Genomic DNA, 24,503 nt, shown 5'->3' on the forward strand with positions numbered 1-24,503 from the left:
TCAGGGCCTGGGTTTGCTGTAGCGCCCGGTGCCCACCACCCGCCCCGCGGCATCGAAGGAGACGGTGAGATAGGTCGGGTCGCCGGTCGTCGAACCGCGCTCGACCAGCCAGTCCCACACGGTCTCCTGCTTGAGCTCGAAGAACTGGGTGGACGCCGGGCGGCCGAGCAGGCGGCGCACCTCGTCGCCGCTCATGCCGGCTTTGACGCGCGCGAACTGCGCTTCGTTCAACACCTGGTCGATCCCGCGCAGGATGTTGTCCGGGCCGACGGTGATCATGTAGCACTCTGCGCCCTCGGGCTGGCGCGAATACTCCCAGGTGACCGAACCGTCGGTGTTGAGCCACTCCATCTGCGGCGGGCCGAAACGCTCGCGCACTTCCGCGGCGGTCGACACCCCGGGCTTGAGTTCACGCACGTTCAGGTAGTCGCAGCCGGGCAGGCCCAGCGCGGCGATCCAGGCGCACAGCACGCTCAGCAGTTTCTTCATCGGGGGCGTCTCGCTTAGACAGGCTGCTAGAATCGCACCCGGCCCGGCGTGCCGCAAGCGCCCGCCGGTGTGCATTTGCAACCATCCGCCCCGGAGCCCGCCGGCCTTGAACGACCCCGCCGCCAAGCCAGTGCAGGCCAGCCCCACCCCGCGCCGCCAGCGGCCGGTGCCGCTGCTGCAGGCGCGTGGCCTGAGCCGGCACTACGGCGGCATCCGCGCGCTGGACGACCTGTCGCTAGACATCTACCGCGGCGAGATCTTCGCGCTGATCGGCCCGAACGGCGCCGGCAAGACCACCTTCTTCGACATCCTCACCGGCTTCTGCACGCCGGACGAAGGCGGCATCGTCTTCGACCAGGTGGTACTGCCACGCGGCGAGCCGCACCTGGCCAGCGCCCGCGGCATTGCCCGCAGCTTCCAGAACATCCGCCTGTTCGGCGAGCTCACCGCACTCGAGAACGTGCTGGTCGGCGCGCACCGCCGGCTGCAGGCCGGCGCCTGGGACGCCCTGCTGCGCATGAGGCGGACCCGGGAGGAAGAGGCCGGGGCCGCGGCACGTGCCCGGGACCTGCTCGACTACGTCGGCCTCGCCGCGCACGCCGGCAGCCGCGCCGACGCGCTGTCCTACGGCGACCGGCGGCGCCTGGAGATTGCCCGCGCCCTGGCCGCCGAGCCGCTGCTGCTTGCCCTGGACGAACCGGCCGCCGGCATGAACGCCAGCGAAACCGTGGCCCTCGCCGCGCTGATCCGGCGCATCCGCGACGACGGCACCACGGTGCTGCTGATCGAGCACGACATGACGCTGGTGATGAGCCTGTGCGACCGCGTCGCGGTGCTGGATGCCGGACGCAAGATCGCCGAGGGCCCGCCCGCCGCGGTGCGGGATGATCCCGCGGTGATCGAGGCCTACCTGGGGCGCGGGCGCCATGCGCGCTGAGCACGTCCCGCCCTTGCTGGCGCTGGCCGGCGTGACGGTCGACCACGGCGCGCTACGCGCGGTGCATGGCATCGACCTGGCGCTGCACGAAGGCGAGGTGGTCAGCCTGATCGGCGCCAACGGCGCCGGCAAGAGCACCACCCTGGCGGCGATTGCCGGCGTGCTGCCGGTGGCCGACGGCGAGATCCGCTACGCGGGCGAGGCGATCCATCTGCTGCCCACCCATCAGCGCGTGCGCCGCGGCCTCGCCCTGGTGCCGGAAGGGCGCGGCCTGTTCGCCCGCCTGACGGTGGCCGAGAACCTGCGCCTGGGCGCCTATACGCGCGACAACCCGCAGGCGGTGGCCGAAGACCTGGAGCGCGTGCTGGCCCTGCTGCCGCGCATCCGCGAGCGCCTGCACCAGCAGGCCGGCACCCTGTCGGGCGGCGAACAGCAGATGCTGGCCATCGGCCGCGCCCTGCTCGCCCGCCCCCGCCTGCTGCTGCTCGACGAACCGTCCATGGGGCTGGCGCCGCGCCTGGTGGACGCCCTGTTCGACACCATCGCGACGATCGCGCGCGAGGGCGTCAGCATCCTGCTGGTGGAGCAGAACGCCGCGCTGGCGCTGGAACTCTCGCAGCGCGCCTACGTGATGGCGAACGGGCTGATCACGCTCTCCGGCACGGCCGCCGAGCTGCGCGACGATCCGGCCGTACGCCACGCCTACCTGGGCGAAGTGTAGGAGCAGCCTTGGCCGCGATGCGGCCTGTGGGAAGACAAGCGCCGCATCGCGGGCAAGCCCGCTCCTACCGGAGGGCCGGCGCGAAAATCCATCGGCACGCGCTTATACTCAGATATTCCAATTTCTCCCCCGTGCGCCATGAAACACCTCACCCCCCGGGAAGCCCACGACTACCTGCAATCCCATCCGGACGCCCTGCTCATCGACGTGCGCAGCGAGATCGAGTACCTGTTCGTCGGCCACCCGGTCGGCGCCATCCACGTCTCCTGGAACGACGGCCCGGACTGGGAGATCAACCCGCATTTCGTCGGCGAGGTGAAGAAGCTCGCCGGTCACGGCGTCGAACGCCCGGTGGTGCTGATCTGCCGCAGCGGCAACCGCTCGGAGTCCGCCGGCGAGGCGCTGGTCAAGGCCGGCTTCAAGAACGTCTTCAACGTGATGCACGGCTTCGAAGGCGAGCTGGACGACAAGCATCACCGCAACTCGGTCAGCGGCTGGCGCCACGACGGCCTGCCGTGGGAGCAGTGCTGAGACCCTAGCCGGCCGCGGGCGCGTAGCGCCGGGTCCACAGCAGGAAGGCCGACAGCCCGAGCGCCACGAACAGGCTCATCCCCAGGCCCAGGGTGAGTGGGCTCGCCCACAGCAGCGGCACCACCATGCCGGCGCTCAGCGCATTCACCCCCACCTGCAGGAAACTCTGGCAGCTCGCCGCCATGCCGCGGCGCGTGGGGAAGAGATCCAGCGCCAGCAAGGTGAGGCTGGGCATGGCCAGCGACATGCCGAAAGTGTAGACCGCCACCGGCAGCACCGAGGCCGGCAGCGCCGGCGGCAGCAGCGCGGCATGCAGCACGTTGCCCAGCCCCGCCGCCAGCATCACCGCAAAACCGGTGGCGATGGTGCGCCGCGGGCTCCACTGCCCGGCCACCCGGCCGGACACCCAGGCGCCGCCCATCATGCCGAGCACCGCCGGCACGAACAGCCAGGCGAAGTCCAGCGGCCCGAGGCCGAGGTGCTGCATGACGAACACCGGCGCCGACAGCACATAGACGAAGAAGCCGTTGAAGTTGAGCGCCACCGCCAGCGCCAGCATCACGAAGGCCAGGCTGGAAAACACCGTGAAGTAAGCGCGCGCCAGGCTCACCGGATGCAGCGGCTGGCGCGCATCCTCGGTCAGCGTCTCGGGCAGGAAACGCCAGGTCATCCAGCCCAGCAGCATGCCGAACAGGGCCAGGAAGACGAAGATCGACCGCCAGCCGGCCAGCGCCAGCAGCGCGCCGCCCACCAGCGGGGCCACCGCCGGGGCCACGCCGAAGATCAGCATCACCCGCGACATCAGCCGCTGCGCGTGCGCGCCGTCGTAGAGGTCGCGGATCACCGCGCGCCCCACCACCATGCCCGCGCCCGCGCTCATGCCCTGCAGCGCGCGGCCGGTCCACAGCCACTCGATGGACATGGCGAAGGCGCACACCAGCGAGGCCAGGGCGAACAGGCCCATCGACACGATGATTACCCCGCGCCGCCCGTAGCGGTCGGAAAGCGCCCCATGCCACAGGGACATGAAGGCGAAGGTCGCCATGTAGGCGGTCAGGGTCTGCTGCACCTGCAGCGGCGTGGCGCCGAGCGCCTCGCTCATCGCCGGAAAGGCGGGCAGGTAGGTGTCGATCGAGAACGGGCCGATGGCCGCCAGCGCGGCCAGCAGCGCCGCGAGCCAGGGAGAGACGGCGGGCATGGGGAACCTGGGGGAAGCCGGACGGGCGTCCGGCCGGACGCACCACCCAAAGGCAGGGATGATACGCCCAGGCGCGCTTCAGAACCGCTCGGACGACGGCCGCAGGTCGAGTTCCTGCGTCCAGGCGCTGCGCGGCTGCGTGTGGAGCTGGTAATAGACCTCGGCGATGGCGTGCGGATCGAGCATGCTCTCATCCGGCGTCTCGCCCGGGTGCTCGACCACTTCCGGCGGGCGGATGCGGCCGTCGATGACGATATGGGCAACGTGGATGCCCTTGGGCTGCAGCTCGCGCGCCATGCTCTGCGCCAGTGCGCGCAGGCCGAACTTGGCGACCGCGAAGCCGTGGAAACCCGCGCCGCCGCGCAGGCTGGCGGTGGCGCCGGTGAACAGGATGGTGCCGCCGGGGCCGCCACGGCCGATGCGCTGCATCATCGCGCGCGCGGCGGCGCGTCCCACCAGGAAGCCGCCCAGGCAGCCGGTGCGCCAGGCCTGTTCGAACTCCGCGGCCTCGGTTTCCAGGATGCTGCGATGGAGGATGCTGCCGGCGTTGTACACCACCAGGTCCGGCTCGCCGAGCTCGCGCCCGACCTGCTCGAACAGCCTGGCGACCGCGCCTTCGTCGGTGGCATCGCACTCGTAGGCCCGTGCCGCGTGGTTGATGCCGGAGCATTCGGCGGCCAGCGCGTCGAGGCGGCCGGCATGGCGGCGCGCCATCGCCACATGCATCGAGGCCTTGCCGAAGCGCTGCGCCAGCGCACAGCCCAGACCCGGCCCTGCGCCGACGATGACTGCCACCTGTTTCCGTTCCATGAGCGCCTCCGTTTGTCGATCTCCGGTCTGCGGGCCTGCCGCCTTCATCTTCCCGGCTCCGCACTGAAAGCGTAGTCCACCGTGCCGGCGCCGCCATCGGCCCGCGCAGCAGATTCGCTCACACGTTTTCAGGCTTCGTCGAAGCCCCGGCGATACTGGACGGCCTCGGCCATGTGGGCGGCGTCGATGCGGGTCGCGCCGGCCAGGTCCGCCACGGTGCGGGCCACCCGCAGGATGCGGTGGTAGGCCCGCGCCGACAGCCGCAGGCGCGCGATGGCCTGGCGCAGCAAGGCCGCGGCCGCATCGTCGGGACGGCAGTGCGCTTCGACCTGGGCCTCGTCGAGCAGGCTGTTGGGCACGCCCTGGCGCTTGTGCTGCAGCGCCTGGGCGCGGGCCACGCGCTCGCGCACCGCGGCGCTCGCCTCGCCGGCCGGGCGTGCCATCAGCACGTCCTGGTCGAGCACCGGCACCTCCACGCGCAGGTCGATGCGGTCGAGCAAGGGGCCGGAGAGGCGCGCCCGGTAGCGCGCCACCTGGTCCGGCGTGCAGGTGCAGCGCCGCACCGGGTGTCCGGCATAGCCGCAGGGGCAGGGGTTCATCGTCGCCACCAGCTGGAAGTGCGCCGGAAACACCACCCGCCGGCGGGCGCGCGAGACGGTGACGATGCCGGTCTCCAGCGGCTCGCGCAGCGCTTCCAGCGCGCGGCGGTCGAACTCCGGCAGTTCGTCGAGGAAGAGCACGCCGTTGTGAGCCAGCGAGATCTCGCCGGGACGCGGGTTGCTGCCGCCGCCGACCAGAGCGGCGACCGAGGCGGAATGGTGAGGGCTGCGCATCGGCCGCTGGCGCCAGGTGGCCGGATCGAAGCCGCGGTCCAGCGACTGCAGCGCGGCGCAGGCCAGCGCCTGGTGCTCGTCGAGCTCCGGCAGCAGACCGGGCAGGCGGCGGGCGAGCATGGACTTGCCGGTGCCGGGCGGGCCGTACATCAGCAGCGAATGCTGACCGGCAGCGGCCACCTCGAGCGCGCGGCGCGCCTCGTGCTGCCCCTTGACCTCGGCAAGATCCGGTCCGGCGACCTGCGCCAGCGGCGGCAGCTCGGCATGATGGGGCGACAGCGCCTGGTGGCCGTTGAGATGGGCGCAGACTTCGAGCAGGCTGGCGGCGGGCAGCACCGTGGTGTGGCGGGCCAGCGCGGCCTCGGCGGCGTTGGCGGCCGGCACCACCAGCGCCCGTCCGGCTTCGCCTGCCCGCAGGGCGGCGGCCAGCGCGCCGCGCACCGGGCGCAACTCGCCGCTGAGCGACAGCTCGCCGACGAACTCGTGATGTGCGAGCGCCGCGCCATCGACCTGGCGCGAGGCGGCGAGGATGCCGAGGGCGATCGGCAGGTCGAAGCGCCCGCCCTCCTTGGGCAGGTCGGCCGGGGCGAGATTGACGGTGATGCGCCGCTGCGGGTACTCGAACTGCGAGGTGGCGACCGCGGCCCGGACCCGCTCGCGCGCTTCGCGCACCTCCGCATCGGGCAGGCCGACCAGCGAGAAACCCGGCAGGCCGTTGGCCAGATGCGCCTCGACGGTCACCGCGGGCGCGCTCATGCCGTCCAGGGCGCGCGCGTGTACCAAGGCTAGCGACATGCCGGACTCCGTATCGACGAAGTCCGGGAGTCTAACCCAAAGGCATCAAAAAATGACTATGACATTCAGCGCGCAAAGCGCCGTGGCGCGGGGTTCAGCCCTGCTTGTCGCGCCCTTCGAGGCCGGCCTCGAGTTCCGCGACCCGCGCTTCCAGCTCGGCCAGGCGGCGACGGGTCTGGGCAAGCACCTCGCGCTGCACGTCGAATTCCTCGCGGGTGACCAGGTCGAGCTTGCCGAAGGCGCTGCCGAGCAGGGCACGCACGTTCTTCTCGATGTCTCGCGCAGGACTCGCGGCGGCGATCTCGGAGAGCTTGGCGCCGATTTCGTCGAGGATGCGGGGAGTGCTCATGGCCGTATTCGCTGGCAGATGGAGAATGGGGCGGAAGTTTAGCACGCGCGCCCGGCGGCACCGGGAGCGGCGCTCACAGCTTGTAACAGGTTCCGCACCGTTGTGGTGCATCTGCACCCGATTGGGCTGGCAATTGCCTCGCTGCAATGCAGCAAACATCTGCTGGATCACCTAAGTCTCTGTTTTACTGCTTCTTTGATCTTCTGGCACGGAATCCGCTACGGGGCCTTCGTCGTGACTCGAAACCGGGAGACCCCCATGTGCAAGAACGTCACCCTGCCGGCGGCAGGCAACAGGAGAAGCTCATGAAATTCATCACTGCGATCATCAAGCCCTTCAAGCTCGACGAGGTGCGCGAGGCGCTCTCGGCCATCGGCGTGCAGGGCATCACCGTCACCGAGGTCAAGGGCTTCGGCCGCCAGAAAGGCCACACCGAGCTCTACCGCGGCGCCGAGTACGTCGTCGACTTCCTGCCCAAGGTCAAGATCGAAGCCGCCATCCGCGCCGACATCCTCGACCAGGCCATCGAAGCCATCGAGAAGGCCGCATCCACCGGAAAGATAGGCGACGGAAAGATCTTCGTCTTCGACCTCGAGCAAGCCATCCGCATCCGCACCGGCGAAACCGGTACCGACGCGCTGTAAGGGAGCACAGTCCATGAAAAAGATCCTGACCCCCCTGCTGGCCCTGGCCGGCGCAGGCCTGGCCGGCCCGGCCCTGGCCGAAGAGGCCAACGTGCTGAACCACGTGTTCGAGCTGCAGTACGCCATGGACACCTTCTACTTCCTGGTGTGCGGCGCGCTGGTGATGTGGATGGCGGCCGGCTTCGCGATGCTGGAAGCCGGTCTGGTGCGCTCCAAGAACACCGTGGAGATCCTCACCAAGAACGTGGCGCTGTTCGCCGTGTCCTGCATCATGTACCTGGTGTGCGGCTACGCCATCATGTACGGCGGCGACATCTTCCTGTCGGGCATCGCCGGCGGCGACTCGCTGGTCGATGAGGCCTTCGCCTCCTTCGCCGAGCGCGAAGGCGACTTCGGCGGCGATTCGGTGTATTCCGGCGCCTCGGACTTCTTCTTCCAGGTGGTGTTCGTCGCCACCGCCATGTCCATCGTCTCCGGCGCGGTGGCCGAGCGCATGAAGCTGTGGGCCTTCCTGCTGTTCGCGGTGGTCATGACCGGCTTCATCTACCCGATGGAAGGCAGCTGGACCTGGAACGGCGACGACGTGTTCGGCATGTACAACCTGGGCGACCTGGGCTTCTCCGACTTCGCCGGCTCCGGCATCGTGCATATGGCCGGTGCGGCTGCTGCGCTGGCCGGTGTGCTGCTGCTCGGCGCCCGTAAGGGCAAGTACGGCCCCAACGGCGAGGTGCGTGCCATCCCCGGCGCCAACCTGCCGCTGGCCACCCTGGGCACCTTCATCCTGTGGATGGGCTGGTTCGGCTTCAACGGCGGCTCGGTGCTGAAGCTGGGCGACATCGCCAGCGCCAACTCGGTGGCCATGGTGTTCCTCAACACCAACACCGCCGCAGCCGGTGGCGCGATCGCCGCGCTGATCGTCTCCAAGCTGATGTTCGGCAAGGCCGACTTGACCATGCTACTCAACGGCGCGCTGGCCGGCCTGGTGGCGATCACCGCCGAGCCCTCCACCCCGACCCCGCTGCTCGCCACCCTGTTCGGTGCCGCCGGCGGCGTGCTGGTGGTGCTGTCCATCACTTTCCTCGACAAGCTGAAGATCGACGATCCGGTCGGCGCCATCTCGGTGCACGGTACCTGCGGCCTGCTCGGCCTGCTGCTGGTCCCGGTGACCAACGGCGACGTCAGCTTCAGCGGCCAGCTGATCGGCGCGGCAACCATCTTCGTGTGGGTGTTCGGCTGCAGCCTGGTGGTCTGGGGCGTGCTCAAGGCCATCATGGGCATCCGCGTGACCGAGGAAGAAGAGTATGAAGGCACCGACCTGACCGAGTGCGGCCAGGAAGCCTATCCGGAGTTCGTCACCAAGTAAGACCGACGGCGGATCTCCGACCCGCGCAGGGGGTGCTTCGGCACCCCCTGTTTCGTTCTGCCGGCGTGCATGCGCAGCCCTTTTGGTGCCGCCCCCAGGGTGCATCGCACCAAGCGGGTGCATCGCAACCGGCGCCTGCGGATTCGCCGGCTTGCAGCATGCCTCCAACGGCGCGTGAAACTCCTTCATCTACTTGTAACGTAAGCGTTTTTCGCCTTCCAGGAGAAGCTGGCACGGCGCATGCATATGTTGCGGTGCCAAAACCGCTTTTCCCAAGGAGAAAACCATGCAGAAACGTATCATCGCCTCCGCCCTGGCCGCTGCCCTGCTCGGCTCCGGTGCCGCCTTCGCCGAAGACAGCCCGTTCTCCGCGAACGTGAGCATCGTCTCCGACTACGCCTACCGCGGCATCAGCCAGACCGACCAGCGTCCGGCGCTGCAGGGCGGCTTCGACTACGCCCACGACAGCGGCTTCTACGTCGGCGTCTGGGGCTCCAACGTGTCCTGGCTGAGCGACGCCGAGAAGGGCACCGGGGTCAGTTCCAGCAGCAGCCTCGAGATCGACGTGTATGCCGGCTACGCGGCCGAGCTGGGCCCGATCGGCCTCGACGTCGGCCTGCTGCAGTACTACTACCCGGGCGACTTCGACTCCACCTGGAAGGCCGCCACCGGTATCGACAACCCCAACACCCTGGAAGGCTACGTGGGCGTGTCCTGGGAATTCCTGTCGTTCAAGTACTCGCACTCTTTCACCGACCTATTCGGCATTCCGGACTCCAAGGACAGCGGCTACTACGACCTGGCGGCCTCGTATGAAGTCATGGACGGCCTGACCCTGGACGCCCACTACGGCTACTCGGACATCCGCAACGCCGACAACTACGAAGACTGGAAGCTCGGCGCCACCTATTCCTACGGCGGCTTCGACTTCAGCCTGCACTACGTGGACACCGACATCAAGAACTCGCGCATCGCCGACGAGCGCGTGATCCTGTCGGTCAGCCGCGCTTTCTAAGCTTGCGCCCACAGGCCGGGGCGCTCCCCGCCCCGGCCGGGTGACTGGAGACAGCCATGAAGTTCATCACTGCGATCATCAAGCCCTTCAAGCTCGACGAGGTGCGCGAGGCGCTCTCGGCCATCGGCGTGCAGGGCATCACCGTCACCGAGGTCAAGGGCTTCGGCCGCCAGAAAGGCCACACCGAGCTCTACCGCGGCGCCGAATACGTCGTCGACTTCCTGCCCAAGGTCAAGATCGAAGCGGCCATCCGCGCCGACATCCTCGACCAGGCCATCGAAGCCATCGAGAAGGCCGCATCCACCGGAAAGATCGGCGACGGAAAAATCTTCGTCTTCGACCTCGAACAAGCCATCCGCATCCGCACCGGCGAAACCGGTACCGACGCGCTGTAAGGGAGCCTGACAACATGAAGAAGCTGTTCGCAATCCTGCTGACGGCGCTGGCCGTCGGTTTCGCGGGCGGTGCAGCCGCACAGGACGCGCCGGCCACGGTCGCCCCTGTGGTGGAAGAAGCGGTCGCCGCGGTCGAAGCCGCCGCCGAAGCCGTCGAGGCCGCTGTGGTCGATGAGGTGGTGGTCGACAAGGGCGACGTCGCCTGGCTGATGACCGCCACCCTGCTGGTGCTGTTCATGGCCCTGCCCGGCCTGGCGCTGTTCTACGGCGGCATGGTGCGCGCCAAGAACATGCTGTCGGTGCTGATGCAGGTGATGGTGGTGTTCTCGCTGGTTACCGTGCTGTGGATGATCTACGGCTACAGCCTGGCCTTCACCGAATCCAGCGCCTTCATCGGCTCGCTCGACAAGATCTTCCTCTCCGGCGTGTCCATCGATTCGCTGGCCGACACCTTCAGCGACAACGTCAAGTTGCCGGAACTGGTGTTCGTCGCCTTCCAGGCCACCTTCGCCGGCATCACCTGCGCGCTGATCGTGGGCTCCTTCGCCGAGCGCATGAAGTTCTCCGCGGTGCTGCTGTTCACGGTGATCTGGTTCACCTTCTGCTACCTGCCGATCGCCCACATGGTGTGGGGCCCGGGCGGCTACCTGCTGGAAGACGGCGCGCTGGACTTCGCCGGCGGCACGGTGGTGCACATCAACGCCGGTATCGCCGGTCTGGTGGGTGCCTACATGGTGGGCAAGCGCATCGGCTTCGGGCGTGAATCCATGGCGCCGCATTCGCTGACCCTGACCATGGTCGGTGCCTCCATGCTGTGGGTGGGCTGGTTCGGCTTCAACGCCGGCTCCAACCTGGAAGCCACCTCGGGCGCCGCGCTGGCCTTCATCAACACCCTGGTGGCTACCGCCGCCGCGGTGCTGAGCTGGTCGCTGGGCGAGGCGATGTTCAAGGGCAAGCCCTCGATGCTGGGTGCGGCCTCGGGCGCGGTGGCCGGCCTGGTGGCCATCACCCCGGCCTGCGGCTCGGTGGGCCCGATGGGCGCACTGATCCTCGGCCTGCTGTCCGGCTTCATCTGCCTGTGGGGCGTCAATGGCCTCAAGCGCATGCTGGGCGCCGACGACTCGCTGGACGTGTTCGGCGTGCATGGCGTGGGCGGCATCCTGGGTGCCATCCTCACCGGCGTGTTCACCGCGCCGATGTTCGGCGGCACCGGCGGCGAGGACTTCTCCATCGCCAGCCAGGTGTGGATCCAGACCTGGAGCGTGATCGTCACCATCATCTGGTCCGGCGTGGTGGCCTTCATCGGCTACAAGATCGCGGATCTCTTCATCGGCCTGCGTGTGCCGGAAGAAGAGGAACGCGAAGGCCTGGACATCACCGCCCACGGCGAATCCGCGTACCACCACTGAGCGGGCCACTCCTCCCCGCCTGAAGTGGGACGGGCGCCTCCGCAAGGGGGCGCCCGTTTTTCGTTCATGCGGGCGGCGTGACCGCAGTCACGCAGCATCCGCGGAAGTGCTCGTGCAATCAGCGACTTGGCAAGACAATCCGGTAGTTCGATACACAGTCCACGGTATTGCCGCCATGCGCCCCGCCCTGCCCGCCTCCGCCCTCCTCGGCTTCTGCCTGCTCGCCGCCTACCCGGCGCAGGCAGCGCCCATCACCCTCGACTACCTCGGCCTGACCGGCAGCAAGTCGGGCGCGATCACGCTGTCGGGCAGCAACCGCAGCGTCAATGCCGGCACCATCAACTTCGAATACTGGGGCGGAGGCTACCCCGGTTTCGCCGCCGGCCTGCTCGACGCCTTCTGCATCGAACCGGCCACCACCCTCCGCACCGCGCCCACCGCCTACCAGATCAACGCCGGCCTGGGCGGCTTCGGCACCGCGCAGCAGAGCCTGATCGCCGGCCTGTACGACTTCCACTACGCCCCCGCGGTGAGCAATGCCGCGGCCTTCCAGCTGGTGCTGTGGGAGATCGTCACCGACGGGGGCAGCGGGCCGCTGGCGCTGAACACCGGCGGCTTCGCGGTTGCCAGCGGATTCGGCACCGCGCTGCAGACCGCGCGCACCTGGATCGACGAACTGAACGGCTGGTTCGCCGGGCTCGACGATCCGTTCGCCAGCCCCTACCGCTCGGGGCGCTACGAGTTCTTCGCGCTCACCAGCCCCAACTCGCAGAACGAACTCACGGTGCGCAGCCTGCCGGTGCCCGAGCCCGGTGTGCTGGCCCTGCTCGGCATCGGCGCGGTGGCGGGTAGCCTGGCGCGCCGGCGACGTAGCTGAGCGGCCGTCCAGCGTCCGGCACAAGAAAAAACGGCGACCCGTAGGTCGCCGTTTTCGCGCAAGGCGCCGCCAGGCACCGGGCTCTAGCGGAACACGATGGTCTTGTTGCCGTGTAGCAGCACACGGTCTTCCAGGTGGTAGCGCAGGCCGCGCGCGAGCACGGTCTTCTCGATGTCCTTGCCGTAACGCACCATGTCCTCGACCGCGTCGGAGTGGTCGATGCGGATCACGTCCTGCTCGATGATCGGCCCCTGGTCCAGGTCGGCGGTGACGTAGTGGCAGGTCGCACCGATCAGCTTCACCCCCTTCAGATAGGCCTGGTGGTAGGGCTTGGCGCCGACGAAGCTGGGCAGGAAGCTGTGATGGATGTTGATGATGCGCCCCGGGTAGGCGGCGCACAGCTCGGGCGAGAGGATCTGCATGTAGCGCGCCAGCACCATGGTGTCGCCGCGCACTTCCTCGAAGATGCGCCGCACTTCGGCGTAGGCCGCGGCCTTGTTGTCGGCGCCCACCGGCACGTGGTGGAAGGCAATGCCGTGCCACTCGACGAAACCGCGCAGTTCGTCGTGGTTGGAGATCACGCAGGGGATCTCGATGTCGAGTTCCTTCGACTGCCAGCGCGCGAGCAGGTCGTAGAGGCAGTGCTCCTGCTTGCTGACCAGCACCACCACGCGCTTCTTGACCGCCGAGTCGGTGATCTTCCAGTCCATCTGCAGCTCGTCGGCCAGCGGGCGGAAGCGCTCGCGGAACTCGGCCAGATGGAAGGGCAGCGAGTCGGCCTTGATCTCGATGCGCATGAAGTAGCGCCCGACCTCCTCGCCTTCGCGCGGCGGCTCGGCGTGCAGCGAGGTCTCGAGGATCCAGCCCTGGTGCTCGGCGATGAAGCCCGAGACCCGGGCGACGATGCCGACGCGGTCCGGGCAGGAGGCCGACAGCGTGTAGTAGCGGGTGCGATGCATGGCGGGGCTCAGCCGGCGCGGGCGAACGCTTTGTCGATCTCGGCGCGCAGCGCGGCGTAGTCGCGCACCACCGGGTACTGCGGGAACTCGCGCACCACGTTCTCCGGCGGATGGAACAGGATGCCGCCGTGCGCTTCGCCGAGCATCGCGGTGTCGTTGTAGGAGTCGCCTGCGGCCACCACCTTGAAGTTCAGTTCCTTGAAGCGGCGCACCGCCTCGCGCTTCTGGTCGGGCATGCGCAGGTGGTAGTTCACCAGGATGCCCTCGGCGTTGGCTTCCAGGCTGTGGCAGAACAGCGTCGGCCAGCCGAGCTGACGCATCAGCGGGTGGGCGAATTCGTAGAAGGTGTCGGACAGGATCACCACCTGGTAGCGCTCGCGCAGGCTGTCGAGGAAGTCGCGCGCGCCGGCCATCGGCCCCATGCTGGCGATCACTTCCTGAATGTCCGGCAGTCCCAGGCCCTTGCCCGCCAGGATGTCCAGGCGGTACTTCATCAGCGTGTCGTAGTTGGGCTCGTCGCGGGTGGTGCGGCGCAGTTCCGGGATGCCGGTGCGCTTGGCGAATTCGATCCAGATTTCGGGGACGAGCACGCCTTCGAGGTCGAGACAGACGATCTGCACGGTGGGGCCTTTGTAGGAATGGCGGAAACAGCCGGCGATTCTATCATCGCCGGCCGAGCGCCTCAGGCGCTTCGTTTCGCGCGTAGGAGCGGCCTTGGCCGCGATACGGTACGTGGCGAGCGAAGGCCGTATCGCGGCCAAGGCCGCTCCTACAGGCCCTCGCATTGGGGGCGTTGATTACGGCGCGTCGCCTTCGACCGCCAGCGCTTCCAGCGCCTCGGCCAGTTCCAGCCAGCGCAGTTCGGCTTCCTCGATCTGCGCGGCGAGCTCCGCCTGGCGGCGGGTCAGGCTCTGCAGCTGGGTCGGGTCCGGGTTGGCGTAGAAGGCCGGGTCGGCCAGGCGGGCGTCGAGCAGCTGCTTCTCGCCCTGCCAGCCGGCGAGCTTGCGTTCTAGCTGTTCGCTTTCCTTGACCAGCGGGCGGCGCGCGGCCAGGCGGGCCTGGCGGTCGGCGGCGGCCTGGGCACGATCGGCCTTGCGCGCGGCCTTGTCGGCAGCGCGGTCCGGGCACTCCGCGGCGGCGGCAGCCTGGGCACGGCGTTCCGCCAGCCAGTCGCGGTAGTCGTCGAGGTCGCCGTCGAAGGGCTGCACGCGACCGCCGTCGACCAGCAGGAAGCGGTCGCAGGTGGCGCGCAGCAGCGCGCGGTCGTGGGAGACCAGCACCATGCCGCCCTCGTAGTCCTGCAGCGCCTGCGTCAGCGCGTGGCGCATCTCCAGGTCGAGGTGGTTGGTGGGTTCGTCCAGCAGCAACAGGTTGGGCCGGCGCCAGATCAGCAGGGCGAGCGCCAGGCGCGACTTCTCGCCGCCGGAGAAGCTGCCGCAGGGCTCGGTGGCCGGGGTGGAAGTGCCGCCCACGCCGTCGCCGCGGAAGTCGAAACCGCCGAGGTAGTCGCGCAGCTCCTGCTCGCGCGCCGCCGGGTCGAGGCGCACCATGTGCTGCAGGGGCGATTCGTCCGGGCGCAGGGTTTCCAGCTGGTGCTGGGCGAAGTAGCCGGTAGCCAGGCCCTTGCCTTCGCTGCGGCTGCCGGCGGCCAGGGCGAGCTCGCCGGCGAGCAGCTTGATCAGCGTGGACTTGCCGGCGCCGTTGCGCCCCAGCAGGCCGACGCGCTCGCCGGGGCGCAGGGTGAGCTTGAAGCCCGACAGGATGGGCGTGTCGCCATAGCCGACCGCGCCGTCCTCGATGGCGAGCAGCGGATCGGGCGCCGGCGGGGCGTCACGGAAGCTGAAGCTGAAGGGCGTGTCGACATGCGCCGCGGCGATGCGCTCCATGCGTTCGAGGGCCTTGATGCGGCTCTGCGCCTGGCGCGCCTTGGTGGCCTTGGCGCGGAAGCGGCGGATGTAGTCCTCGATGTGGGCGATCTCGCGCTGCTGCTTGTCGAAGAGCTGTTGCTGCTGGGCGAGGCGTTCGGCGCGCTGGCGTTCGAAATCCGAGTAGCCGCCGGAGTACAGCGTCAGGCGGCGGTTCTCCACATGGGCGACGTGGCTCACGCAGGCGTCGAGGAACTCGCGGTCGTGGGAGATCAGCAGCAGGGTGCCGCGGTAGTCGCGCAGCCACTGCTCCAGCCAGATCACCGCGTCGAGGTCGAGGTGGTTGGTCGGTTCGTCGAGCAGCAGCAGGTCGGAGCGGCACATCAGCGCCTGCGCGAGGTTCAGCCGCATCCGCCAGCCGCCCGAGAAGTCCGCCACCGGGCGTTCCAGGTCAGCGGGCAGGAAGCCCAGGCCGTCGAGCAGGGCGGCGGCGCGGGCGCGCGCGGCGTAGCCGCCGATCTCGTGCAGGCGGGCGTGGAGTTCGCCAATATGCGCGCCGTCCGCAGGGTCGTGGTGGGCTTCGAGACGGGCGAGCTCGTCCTCGATGCGGCGCAGTTCGGCGTCGCCGTCGAGCGCGTAGTCGAGCGCCGAGCGCTGCAGGGCGGGGGTTTCCTGCGCCACGTGGGCGATCACCCAGCCGGCTGGCATCTCCAGGTCGCCGCGTTCGGGGTGCAGTTCGCCGCGCAGCAGGGCGAACAGGCTGGACTTGCCGCTGCCGTTGGCGCCCGTCAGGCCGACCCGCCAGCCGGGGTGGATCTGCAGGGTGGTGTCTTCCACCAGCAGCTTCGCGCCACGCGCGAGCGACATATTTCGAAACTGGATCACGTCAGCGCTTCAAAGTGCAAAGGCGTTATTCTACGCGTCCGTCCAGTACGCCCAGACTCTTGCCGATGCGATCCCGTACCCCGCTCCGTCCCGCCGCCCTGCTGGCCTGCCTGCTGGTCCTGGCCGGCGGCCCCGCGCTGGCCGAATCCGACGCCGAGCGCGCCGAGCGCCTAAACGACGAGGCCAAGGCCATCCGCGACGCCGCCGACGCCCGCTTTGCCGCCGAAGAGCCGCTGTGCTACGAGCGCTTCCAGGTCAATCGCTGCATCCGCCAGGCCAAGGATGCCCGTCTCGACGAGATCCGCCGCGCGCGCAAGCTGGAAGCCGAAGCCCGCCGCCTGGAGCTGGCCGAACGCCAGCGTCGCGCGGCCGAACTGGGTGCGCAACCGGGCGCAGCCCCCATCGTGCCTTCCGCCCCCACCCCCGATCCGCAGCCGGTCGAGGCGGACCCGGCGCAGGAGGCCCAGCGGCAGCAGCGCGAAGCCGACGCGGCGCAGCGACAGGCCGAAGCGGCCGAAGCGCGCACGCAGAAGGATGCGGAACGCGACGCGCGACGCGCCGAGGCCGAAGCCGCAGCTGCGGAGCGCGCCGAAAAGGCGGCGCGCGACCGCGCCCGTTACGAAGAGAAGATCCGCGAGCGCGAGGCCGAGAAGCGCTGAACGCCCGGCACGGCAGCGCCGGTCAGCGCCCGCCCGCCACCGCGGCGTGCGCGCCGGCCCAGGCCAGCGCATCCTCCAGCCGGTCGTTGCCCCAGAACAGCTCCTCGCCCACCCGGAAGCTCGGCGCGCCAAACAGGCCGATTTCGGCCGCGCGCTCGGTTTGCGCGCGCAGCGCCTGCTTGTTCTCCGGCGTTCCGGCCTGCGCCAGGATCTCATCGACCGGCAGATCGAGCGCGCCAAGCAGGTCGGCGATGACCTGACGGTCGCCGATATCGCGGTCCTCGGCAAAGTTGGCCCGCATCACCGCGCGGGAAAAGGGCGCCACCCAGCCCCCATCCACCCCCACCAGCGCCACCCGCGCGGCCAGCAGGCCGTTGCGCGGAAACTGGCTGGGCAGCCGGAACGGCAGGTCGTACTTGTCCGCCAGGCGCGCGAGGTCGCGCCACATGTAGCGCCCCTTGGGCGGATAGATGTTGAACGGCGAGTCGTTCCAGCCCAGGGCCATGAACACCGGCCCGAGCAGGAAGGGCCGCCAGGCCACGTCCACCCCGGCCGCCGCCGCGGCCGCCTCGATGCGCATCACCGCAAGATAGGAATAGGTGCTGGCGAACTCGTACCAGAACTCGAGCCGCGGACGGGTGCTGCGGTTCGCTTGTGCTGACATCGCTGTTCTCCTTTCGCGGCCTTTCACGCTTACAGATCGACCGCATGGCCGCTGACGACGATCCCGCCCGCAGATGGAATGCGCACCTCCAGGTGGCTCGGCCGCCCCATCGTCTCGCCCTGGAGGATGGTGATCCTCGCCGGCGCCGCGATCAAGCCGGCATCGCGCAGGTAGCCGCCCAGGGCGGCCGCGGCGGCCCCGGTTGCCGGGTCCTCGACCACCCCGCCGACCGGGAAGGGGTCGCGTGCATGGAAGAAATCGGCGCTTTCCCGCCACACCAGCTGGATGGTCGTCAGGTCGGCCTCCAGCATGAGCTGCTTGAGCGCGTCGAAGTCGTAGTCGAGCCGGGCGAGCCGCTCCGCGCTCGCCGCGGCAAGCACCAGGTGCCAGGCGCCGGCAAAGGCGAGCATGGGCGGTATCGCCGGGTCGAGCTCGGTCTCCCGCCACGCCAGGGTCTGCAGGATGCGGGAGAGGAGCTCGGCGGATGGTCGTGCCTGCTTCGGCGCCACCGAGGTCAGCGCCGCTGCCGGCAGCCCGTCGACCGAGCTCACGCTCACCGCGACTTCACCCGCGGCGGTGTCGAAGCGGTACTCGCCCTCGCCGTCCAACGCGCCCAGCTTGACCCCGGCGGCAATCGTCGCGTGACCGCAGAACGGCACCTCGGCCTCCGGGCTGTAGTAGCGCACGGTGCGGCGCTTGCCCGCGGCCGGCGCCAGGAAGGCGGTCTCGGAATAGCCCACTTCCTGCGCGATGCGTAGCATCTCGGCGGGCGGGGGCAGGCGATCGCCGATCCACACCCCGGCCGGGTTGCCGCCCTCGGGCGTGGTGGTGAAGGCGCTCAGCCGATAAAGGCTGCCGGGCGCCTCCTGCCCGCTCGCCTGGCTGCGCTTCCAGTCGTCGGTGAGCATCCCGCAGTATCCCCAGTCCTCTTCGGTGATCTCCTGGATCACCACATGGATGTGCTCGGGCCTCTTGCCGAGCACATCCACCAGGGAGTCGGTCACGTCCCGCACGATCCGGGCTTTCTGGGCACGGGTAGCGCCCTTGGTGATCTGCACGTTCACGTACGGCATGTGCGGTTCTCCACGCAAGCTGAACAAGTGTCGCCGCTCCGGGCGTCGCAGGCAGGACGGGAAAGTGTCATTCGGTCAGACTCCGGTAGCTTTCCAGGGCGGCACGCTCGACCCAGCATTCGGCCAGGCGCCCCCCTTCGACCCGCCAGATGGCAATCCCGGTGAATGATACCGGCCGGCCGTCCGGCGGCAGGCCGAAGATGCCCTTGTTCACACCGGTGTTGTACCAGCGCGAGACCACCCGGTCGCCGGCTGCATTGGCAAAGGTCTCGCGGATCTCCGTGTGCGCGTCGCCGTAGATGGCCTGGAACTGGCGCACCCATTCCTTGAACGGCTCGCGACCGGCTACCAGCGCGCCGCCCGACCAGATGCGGTAGTCCTCGGTCATCAGCTCGTCGATCGCCTCGAGGTCGTGGGCGGGACCCCAGACGCGGGTCAGGAACTCGGTGGCGAGGGCGACGGCACGTTCGGACGGCGTCGAATGCGATTCATGCATGGATGTCTCCAGTCGATACTGCTGCGGACCGCCCGGCCTCGGGCGGTCCGGCCTCGTCAATGCGGACGGATGCTGCGCTCCACGGCCGCGCCCGGCAGACGGCCCAGGCGTTCGGCCAACTCCCGTGTGACCGCGCTGCCGCCGCGGGGATCCAGCCAGCCTGCAAGCCGTGCCAGCCAGCCCCGGCGCGGTGCCGGCAGCGCCGCGCGCAGGGTCAGCTCCGCGCCGTGGCAGCTGCTCATCACCACCGCGGTGGGAAGGTCGAGCACGTAGGACTGCCCGGCCTGCAGGACGATGTCGCGGTCGTCGCCGTACTGGGTGATCCACACGCAGCCGCGGCGGCAGATCAGTTCGGTGCCCGCCGCATCGGTCAGCATCTGCGTGGCGCGGGGCGCGAGTTGCCGGGTGGTGATGCCATAGTGCGTGTCCATGATCAGACCTCCTGCATCCAACAGGCCGTCGCCGTGGGTCTACAGATGCCCGGACCGACTGCCTTGCATGCAGTATCGTCATCCACTAGGCTGCCAACAAACGGTCATTTCGCATTCAATGGATGCGCCACACGCATGCATAGCACGCTACTGCAACTTCCCCCGCTCGATCCGCTGCGCGGCTTCGTCGCCGCCGCGCGCCATCTGTCCTTCACCCGCGCGGCCGACGAACTGTGCCTGACCCAGTCGGCCATCAGCCGCCAGGTGCAGACGCTGGAGGGTGCGCTGGGCGTGGCGCTGTTCGTGCGCGGGGTGCGCAGCCTGCAACTCACCGCCGAGGGCGCACGCCTGGCCGCCGCGGCGGAAGGCTGGCTGGCCGAGTATGGCCGCCTGGCCGACGCCCTGCGCCAGCCCGGCGAGCGCCCGGTCACGGTGACCGCGTCGATCGGCATCTCGGCGCTGTGGCTGGTGCCCCGCCTGCGCGAGTTCCAGCAGCGCCATCCGGCCACCGAGGTGCGCATCGCCGCCGGCAACCGCATCGTGGACCTCGCCCGCGAGGACATCGACCTGGCGCTGCGCTACTGCGCCGACCACGACGCCCCGCCGCGGGCGATCAAGCTGTTCGGCGAGACGGTGCTGCCGGTCGGCCATCCGTCCATCGCCGCCGGGCTGGAACTCACCGCCGAGACCCTGCCGCAGCTCACCCTGCTCGACTACGACGAACCCGGTTATCCGTGGCTGGGCTGGGAGCACTGGCTGGCGGCCATCGGCCTGGACGGCGTGCGCCCGCGCGCGCGCATCGGCTTCTCGCATTACGACCAGCTGATCCACGCGGCCGCCACCGGGCACGGCCTGGCCATCGGCCGGGCGGTGCTGATCGACCCGCTGATCGAGGACGGCCGGCTGATGCCGGTGGGGGCGCGGCAAGTGGCAATGCCGGGACGCGGCTTCTGGCTGGTGCCGGCGCCGCGGCCGATGCGCCCGGAGGTCGAACGCTTTGCCGACTGGGTGGTGGAGAGCGCCGGCGCCGTGTAGGAGCGGCCTTGGCCGCGATGCGGACTGCAGGACAACGGGCGCCGCATCGCGGCCAAGGCCGCTCCTACAAGACAATGCGCGGGAATCAGCGGGCGGCGGGCGCCGGGCGGTTGGCGATCCAGATGCCCAGACCGACCAGGCCGAGCGCGGCGAACACCGCCGGGGTGAGCGGCTCGGCGAGCAGGATGCCGCCGGCCAGCACGCCGAGCACCGGGGTGAGGAAGGAGAAGGAACTCAGCCGGGTGGCCGGGTAGTGGCGGATCAGCCAGAACCAGCCAAGGTAGCTGGCCGTGGCGACGATGACCACCTGGAAGGCGAGGCTGGCCCACACCGCGGCCGAGGGCGCGAACACGCCGGGCTCGCCGAGCACGAGCGACAGCGGCGGCAGCACCAGCGCGGACACCGCCAGCTGGTAGATCAGCATCTTCTCGGCGCTGGCGCGCGCCAGCACCGTGGCCTTGACGGTGAGCGTGGTCGCCGCCCAGAACATCGCCGCCAGGAAGATCAGCAGGTCGCCGATCCACGCATCGCCCTCCGGGCCGAACAGGTTCTCGCCGAACAGCACCAGCACGCCGGCGAAGGCCAGCGCCATGCCGGCCCACTGGGCGCGGCGCATGTGCTCGTGCGGCAGCAGCCAGACCGCGCCGAGGGCGACGAAGAAGGGTGCGGTGTACAGGAAGATCACCCCGCGCGAAGCGGTGGTGTATTCCAGGCCGAGGAAGATCAGCGCGAACTCGCCGGCGAACAGCAGCCCGGCGAGCAGGCCCGCGCCCAGGGTGCCGTCGGCCTCGAACAGCCGCACCCGGCGCAAGCTGGCCCAGGCGAACACCAGCACGGTGGCGCCTATCGAGCGCAGGCCGGCCTGCCACACCGGCGAAATGCCGGCGCTGCCGAACTTGATGGCCACCTGCTGCAGGCCCCAGATGGTGCAGAACAGCACCATCAGGCCGACGGCGGTACGGTCGAGCTGGGTCTTCGGGGGCATGGGGAGGGTTCTCGTTGTTGTTGTCGGGGGGGCGCGGCCGCGGAGCCGGACGGTGGATGCTACACCGACGCGGCGCGGCGGTAGGAGCGGGCTTGCCCGCGATGCGGCCTGCGCGAAAATGAACACCGCATCGCGGCCAAGGCCGCTCCTACGCGGGGACGGAGCTTGGTGTGCAGACCAGGCGCTCGAACTGGCCGGCCAGTTCCGCCAGTTCCTCAAGCAGATGAGCACGCTGACGCGCGCTGGCGCCGTTGGTCAGATCGGCGAGCAGGGCGAGCGTCTGCGCACGGTTGTGCGCCACCCGGGCGCGATAGTCCGCCGGCCAGCGCTGCTCGGGCGTGCGCAGCAGCCCCTCCAGCTCGCGCTCGAAGGCCGCCGGCGCGCTGCGCGCATCGAGGGCGCCGAGCAGGCTTTGCTGCCAGGCGATGCGCTGTGCCAGCCAGTCCTCGCCGGTCGGCGCGAGCGCGTCGTTCCACTGCGCGATGCGCGCGCGCTGCGGCTCGTCGAGCGGACCGAACCAGCGCCGCAGGCGCTTCTCCATGCGTTCGATGCGCCGCTCGCGCAACTCTGCGGCGCTGCCTTCGAGGAACTCCTCGCGCGTCTCGGCATTGCGGCGCTCGAAGGCCGCAGCCAGCTCGGCACGCTGGACATCGTCGAGCGAGGCGAACAGGGCCGCCGCCTCCGGCGTCAGCGTCCGCATCAGCTCGTCCCACAGGCCCTCGCCACGGCGCACGAAGGCATCCAGCGTCGCGGCCGACACCGGCCCGGCCTGCACGGCAAGCCCCAGGTCGCGCAGCAGGCGGGCGTAGTCCGGCAGGTGGGCGCGGCAGTGCCAGTCCAGCAGGCCGGTGAGCCGGCGGTCCAGTTCGCTGCGCTGCGCCGGCTGCAGGGTGACGTAGTCGCGCAGGTACCAGGGGATCAGCCAGTCGAGCTGGCCGTAGGTGAAGCGCAGCCCGCAGCCGGCCAGCACGGCAACGGCAATGCAGGGGAGCAGGAGGCGGCGGAGCGGGCGCATGCGCTTGAGAGCGCGCCGCCGCGGACAAAGTTCTGGCCCCCGGTCGCCGGCCGGGGACGCTCGCTCAGTCGACCACCGCGTCGGCCTGGCTGCCCGGCACCCATTGCAGGCGCGCGCGCAGGGCGCGGGTGACTTCCACCCGGCCGTCGGCGGCCACCCGCAGGGCGTGGTCGATGCCGAAACGGCGGGTGTAATCGCGCCAGTCGTCGCCGGCGATGAAGGCCGGCTTGCTGGGGCCGTCGGACAGGGTGCCGGCCTTGGGGCGCGGGGTCACCAGGATGGTCAGCGCCTGGGTGCCGCGCGCCGGATGCCCGGTACGCGGGTCGAGCAGGTGGATGTAGCGCTCGCCGTCGATTTCGAAGTAGCGCTGGTAGTCGCCCGAGGTGCCGACCGCCTCGCCGTCGTAGAGCGGCAGGGTGGCGAGCGGGCGCGGTTCGCGCGGGTGCTGGATGCCGATGCGCCAGGGCTGCTCGCCCTTGGCGCCCAGGGCGATGACGTTGCCGCCGATGTTCACCAGCGCGTTGGCGATGCCCATCTCGCGCAGGATGGCCGCGGCGCGGTCGAGCGCGTAGCCCTTGGCGTAGCCGCCGAGGTCGATCTGCACCATGGGATTGCGCGAGGACACGGTACGTCCGTCGATGACGAGATCGGCCATGCGCGGAGCCGCGTCGATCACCGCCTGTAGCTCGGCGGGGTCGGGCACCACCGGGGCGAACTCGTCCTTGTGGAAGCCCCACAGCGCGATCAGGCGGCCGAGCGCGGGGTCGAAGAGTTCGTCGCCGGTGGCCGCCATCGCCTGCGCATCGCGCAGCAGGCTGGCGAGCTCCTCGGACACCTCCATGCTCTCGCCGCGGGCCAGGGCCTCGTTCAGGCGGGTGAGTTCGGAGGGCTGCCAGGCGTGGTAGGCGGCGTGCAGGCGGTCGAACTCGCGCAGCACTGCGTCCATCACGCGGCGCGCCTCGGCCGGGTCGTCGCCGTATACCGACACGTCCACCCGGGTGCCGAACACATAGGCTTCCTGGCGATGCACCTCGTTGCGCGCGCAGCCGCCGAGCGCCAGCGCGCAGACGAACAGCAACAGCGCCGCGCGCAGGCGGCGCCACGGGGCCAGCAGGGTCATGCGCAGGCCTCTTCCAGCTTGTCGACGAACAGCGCCGGCACGTCGAAGCCGGTCTGCGCGGTGATCTCGACGAAGCAGGTGGGGCTGGTGACGTTGACCTCGGTGAGGTGGCCGCCGATCACGTCCAGGCCCACGACCATCAGCCCGCGCGCCCACAGCACCGGGGCGAGCGTCCCGGCGATCTCGCGTTCGCGCTCGGTGAGCGGCATCGCCACCCCGCGCCCGCCGGCGGCCAGGTTGCCGCGCGTCTCGCCGGCCTTGGGGATGCGCGCCAGGGCATAGGGCACGACCTCGCCGCCGATGATCAGCACCCGCTTGTCGCCTTCGCTGATGGCCGGCAGGTAGCGCTGGGCCATGATGGTGCGCGCCCCCTCGTGGGTGAGGGTCTCGAGGATGACGTTGCGGTTGGGGTCGTCCGCGCGCACCCGGAAGATCTGGCTGCCGCCCATGCCGTCGAGCGGCTTCAGGACCACGTCGCCCAGTTCGTCGATGAAGGCGTTGATCTCGGCCGCATCGCGCGCCACCAGGGTGGTGGCGGTGAACTGCGCGAACTCGGTGATCGCCAGCTTCTCGGAATGGTCGCGGATCGCCCGCGGTTCGTTGAACACCCGCGCGCCGTGCGCGGCGGCGCGCTCCAGCAGCCAGGTGGCGGTGACGTACTCGAAATCGAAGGGCGGGTCCTGGCGCATCACCACCACGTCGAACTCGTGCAGGGCGACGCTCGCCCAGTCGCCGGCCTGGTACCAGTGCTGCTCGCCGGCTTGCGGGACGATGCGCAAGGCACGGGCATGCACCCGCGCATCGCGCCAGGCCAGCGCCTCGCGCTGGATGGTCCAGATCTCGTGGCCGCGGGCGGCGGCCGCGCGCATCATGGCGATGCTGGAATCCTTGTAGGGCTTCAGCGCGGCGAGCGGGTCGAGGATGAAGGCCAGGCGCAGGCTCTTGCTCAT

The 24,503-nt window shown here is 69.8% G+C and carries 27 protein-coding genes; 11 read left to right on the top strand and 16 right to left on the bottom strand.

Annotated features, from left to right (window positions below; genetic code table 11):
* Complete coding sequence (gene bamE / locus IAI53_RS12485) at positions 1–489, bottom strand: outer membrane protein assembly factor BamE domain-containing protein (protein WP_187718516.1); 489 nt, start codon at positions 487–489, stop codon at positions 1–3.
* A gap of 106 nt (positions 490–595) precedes the next feature.
* On the opposite strand from bamE, the gene IAI53_RS12490 reads away from it, so the two are divergent.
* The 3 genes from IAI53_RS12490 to IAI53_RS12500 all read left to right on the top strand — a co-directional run bounded on the left by IAI53_RS12490 (position 596) and on the right by IAI53_RS12500 (position 2,678).
* Complete coding sequence (locus tag IAI53_RS12490; RefSeq protein ID WP_222948293.1) at positions 596–1,426, top strand: ABC transporter ATP-binding protein; 831 nt, start codon at positions 596–598, stop codon at positions 1,424–1,426.
* Positions 1,416–2,147 carry an ABC transporter ATP-binding protein gene (locus tag IAI53_RS12495; protein ID WP_187718517.1) on the top strand — a complete coding sequence of 244 codons (732 nt, stop codon included), beginning with the start codon at positions 1,416–1,418 and terminating at the stop codon, positions 2,145–2,147. The genes IAI53_RS12490 and IAI53_RS12495 overlap by 11 nt, the downstream gene beginning before the upstream one ends.
* A 138-nt stretch (positions 2,148–2,285) precedes the next feature.
* Complete coding sequence (locus tag IAI53_RS12500) at positions 2,286–2,678, top strand: rhodanese-like domain-containing protein (protein ID WP_187718518.1); 393 nt, start codon at positions 2,286–2,288, stop codon at positions 2,676–2,678.
* A gap of 4 nt (positions 2,679–2,682) precedes the next feature.
* On the opposite strand, the gene IAI53_RS12505 is transcribed toward IAI53_RS12500, so the two are convergent.
* The 4 genes from IAI53_RS12505 to IAI53_RS12520 all read right to left on the bottom strand — a co-directional run bounded on the left by IAI53_RS12505 (position 2,683) and on the right by IAI53_RS12520 (position 6,663).
* Complete coding sequence (locus tag IAI53_RS12505) at positions 2,683–3,876, bottom strand: multidrug effflux MFS transporter (protein WP_187718519.1); 1,194 nt, start codon at positions 3,874–3,876, stop codon at positions 2,683–2,685.
* Positions 3,877–3,954: 78 nt separating this feature from the next.
* Positions 3,955–4,686 carry an SDR family NAD(P)-dependent oxidoreductase gene (locus IAI53_RS12510; protein WP_187718520.1) on the bottom strand — a complete coding sequence of 244 codons (732 nt, stop codon included), beginning with the start codon at positions 4,684–4,686 and terminating at the stop codon, positions 3,955–3,957.
* 128 nt (positions 4,687–4,814) lie between these two features.
* Positions 4,815–6,314: a YifB family Mg chelatase-like AAA ATPase gene (locus tag IAI53_RS12515; protein ID WP_187718521.1), complete on the bottom strand. Its 1,500-nt coding sequence runs from the start codon at positions 6,312–6,314 to the stop codon at positions 4,815–4,817.
* A gap of 94 nt (positions 6,315–6,408) precedes the next feature.
* A complete protein-coding gene (locus tag IAI53_RS12520) occupies positions 6,409–6,663 on the bottom strand; it encodes an accessory factor UbiK family protein (protein ID WP_187718522.1) in 255 nt (84 codons plus the stop codon).
* A gap of 305 nt (positions 6,664–6,968) precedes the next feature.
* Between IAI53_RS12520 and glnK (IAI53_RS12525) the strand changes: the two genes are divergently transcribed.
* From glnK (IAI53_RS12525) to IAI53_RS12550, 6 genes are all read left to right on the top strand, one after another.
* Complete coding sequence (glnK, locus tag IAI53_RS12525; RefSeq protein ID WP_102042965.1) at positions 6,969–7,307, top strand: P-II family nitrogen regulator; 339 nt, start codon at positions 6,969–6,971, stop codon at positions 7,305–7,307.
* A gap of 13 nt (positions 7,308–7,320) precedes the next feature.
* Positions 7,321–8,670: an ammonium transporter gene (locus tag IAI53_RS12530; protein ID WP_187718523.1), complete on the top strand. Its 1,350-nt coding sequence runs from the start codon at positions 7,321–7,323 to the stop codon at positions 8,668–8,670.
* A 286-nt stretch (positions 8,671–8,956) separates the two neighbouring features.
* Positions 8,957–9,685, top strand: a complete 729-nt coding sequence (locus IAI53_RS12535) for a TorF family putative porin (RefSeq protein ID WP_187718524.1) — start codon at positions 8,957–8,959, stop codon at positions 9,683–9,685.
* Between the two features lie 56 nt (positions 9,686–9,741).
* The gene (glnK, locus tag IAI53_RS12540; RefSeq protein ID WP_102042965.1) at positions 9,742–10,080 is read left to right on the top strand and encodes a P-II family nitrogen regulator; all 339 of its coding nucleotides are present in this window, start codon (positions 9,742–9,744) and stop codon (positions 10,078–10,080) included.
* 14 nt (positions 10,081–10,094) lie between these two features.
* Positions 10,095–11,489: an ammonium transporter gene (locus IAI53_RS12545; protein WP_187718525.1), complete on the top strand. Its 1,395-nt coding sequence runs from the start codon at positions 10,095–10,097 to the stop codon at positions 11,487–11,489.
* Between the two features lie 175 nt (positions 11,490–11,664).
* The gene (locus IAI53_RS12550) at positions 11,665–12,366 is read left to right on the top strand and encodes a PEP-CTERM sorting domain-containing protein (protein ID WP_187718526.1); all 702 of its coding nucleotides are present in this window, start codon (positions 11,665–11,667) and stop codon (positions 12,364–12,366) included.
* Positions 12,367–12,449: 83 nt separating this feature from the next.
* Here the strand turns inward: IAI53_RS12550 and purU are convergent, their stop codons facing one another.
* The 3 genes from purU to IAI53_RS12565 all read right to left on the bottom strand — a co-directional run bounded on the left by purU (position 12,450) and on the right by IAI53_RS12565 (position 16,075).
* Positions 12,450–13,325 (bottom strand): formyltetrahydrofolate deformylase, encoded by an 876-nt coding sequence (purU, locus tag IAI53_RS12555; protein ID WP_187718527.1) that lies wholly within the window; start codon positions 13,323–13,325, stop codon positions 12,450–12,452.
* A gap of 8 nt (positions 13,326–13,333) precedes the next feature.
* Complete coding sequence (gene thrH / locus IAI53_RS12560; protein WP_187718528.1) at positions 13,334–13,945, bottom strand: bifunctional phosphoserine phosphatase/homoserine phosphotransferase ThrH; 612 nt, start codon at positions 13,943–13,945, stop codon at positions 13,334–13,336.
* 177 nt (positions 13,946–14,122) lie between these two features.
* On the bottom strand, positions 14,123–16,075 hold the full coding sequence (locus IAI53_RS12565) for an ATP-binding cassette domain-containing protein (protein WP_187718529.1): 1,953 nt from the start codon (positions 16,073–16,075) through the stop codon (positions 14,123–14,125).
* Positions 16,076–16,140: 65 nt separating this feature from the next.
* On the opposite strand from IAI53_RS12565, the gene IAI53_RS12570 reads away from it, so the two are divergent.
* Positions 16,141–16,734: a hypothetical protein gene (locus IAI53_RS12570; protein ID WP_187718530.1), complete on the top strand. Its 594-nt coding sequence runs from the start codon at positions 16,141–16,143 to the stop codon at positions 16,732–16,734.
* Between the two features lie 22 nt (positions 16,735–16,756).
* Here the strand turns inward: IAI53_RS12570 and IAI53_RS12575 are convergent, their stop codons facing one another.
* The 4 genes from IAI53_RS12575 to IAI53_RS12590 all read right to left on the bottom strand — a co-directional run bounded on the left by IAI53_RS12575 (position 16,757) and on the right by IAI53_RS12590 (position 19,398).
* Complete coding sequence (locus tag IAI53_RS12575) at positions 16,757–17,398, bottom strand: 2-hydroxychromene-2-carboxylate isomerase (RefSeq protein ID WP_187718531.1); 642 nt, start codon at positions 17,396–17,398, stop codon at positions 16,757–16,759.
* Positions 17,399–17,427: 29 nt separating this feature from the next.
* Complete coding sequence (locus IAI53_RS12580; RefSeq protein WP_187718532.1) at positions 17,428–18,471, bottom strand: PhzF family phenazine biosynthesis isomerase; 1,044 nt, start codon at positions 18,469–18,471, stop codon at positions 17,428–17,430.
* Positions 18,472–18,538: 67 nt separating this feature from the next.
* On the bottom strand, positions 18,539–18,967 hold the full coding sequence (locus tag IAI53_RS12585; RefSeq protein WP_187718533.1) for an ester cyclase: 429 nt from the start codon (positions 18,965–18,967) through the stop codon (positions 18,539–18,541).
* Between the two features lie 56 nt (positions 18,968–19,023).
* Positions 19,024–19,398, bottom strand: coding sequence for a DUF2917 domain-containing protein (locus IAI53_RS12590; protein ID WP_187718534.1), 375 nt, complete (start codon positions 19,396–19,398; stop codon positions 19,024–19,026).
* A gap of 135 nt (positions 19,399–19,533) precedes the next feature.
* Here IAI53_RS12590 and IAI53_RS12595 point away from each other — a divergent pair, with 135 nt between their 5' ends.
* Positions 19,534–20,433, top strand: coding sequence for a LysR substrate-binding domain-containing protein (locus IAI53_RS12595; RefSeq protein WP_187718535.1), 900 nt, complete (start codon positions 19,534–19,536; stop codon positions 20,431–20,433).
* A gap of 85 nt (positions 20,434–20,518) precedes the next feature.
* Here IAI53_RS12595 and IAI53_RS12600 read toward each other — a convergent pair whose 3' ends face one another.
* The 4 genes from IAI53_RS12600 to gshB all read right to left on the bottom strand — a co-directional run bounded on the left by IAI53_RS12600 (position 20,519) and on the right by gshB (position 24,503).
* Entirely contained in the window at positions 20,519–21,418 is a 900-nt protein-coding gene (locus tag IAI53_RS12600) for a DMT family transporter (RefSeq protein ID WP_187718536.1), read from the bottom strand.
* Between the two features lie 148 nt (positions 21,419–21,566).
* Entirely contained in the window at positions 21,567–22,433 is an 867-nt protein-coding gene (locus IAI53_RS12605; RefSeq protein WP_187718537.1) for a DUF6279 family lipoprotein, read from the bottom strand.
* A 64-nt stretch (positions 22,434–22,497) separates the two neighbouring features.
* Positions 22,498–23,553, bottom strand: a complete 1,056-nt coding sequence (locus tag IAI53_RS12610; RefSeq protein ID WP_187718538.1) for an FAD:protein FMN transferase — start codon at positions 23,551–23,553, stop codon at positions 22,498–22,500.
* The gene (gene gshB, locus IAI53_RS12615) at positions 23,550–24,503 is read right to left on the bottom strand and encodes a glutathione synthase (RefSeq protein ID WP_187718539.1); all 954 of its coding nucleotides are present in this window, start codon (positions 24,501–24,503) and stop codon (positions 23,550–23,552) included. Before gshB ends, IAI53_RS12610 begins: the two co-directional genes overlap by 4 nt.

Origin of the sequence: Thauera sedimentorum, from assembly GCF_014489115.1 — a bacterium.
Classification (GTDB): Bacteria; Pseudomonadota; Gammaproteobacteria; order Burkholderiales; family Rhodocyclaceae; genus Pseudothauera; species Pseudothauera sedimentorum.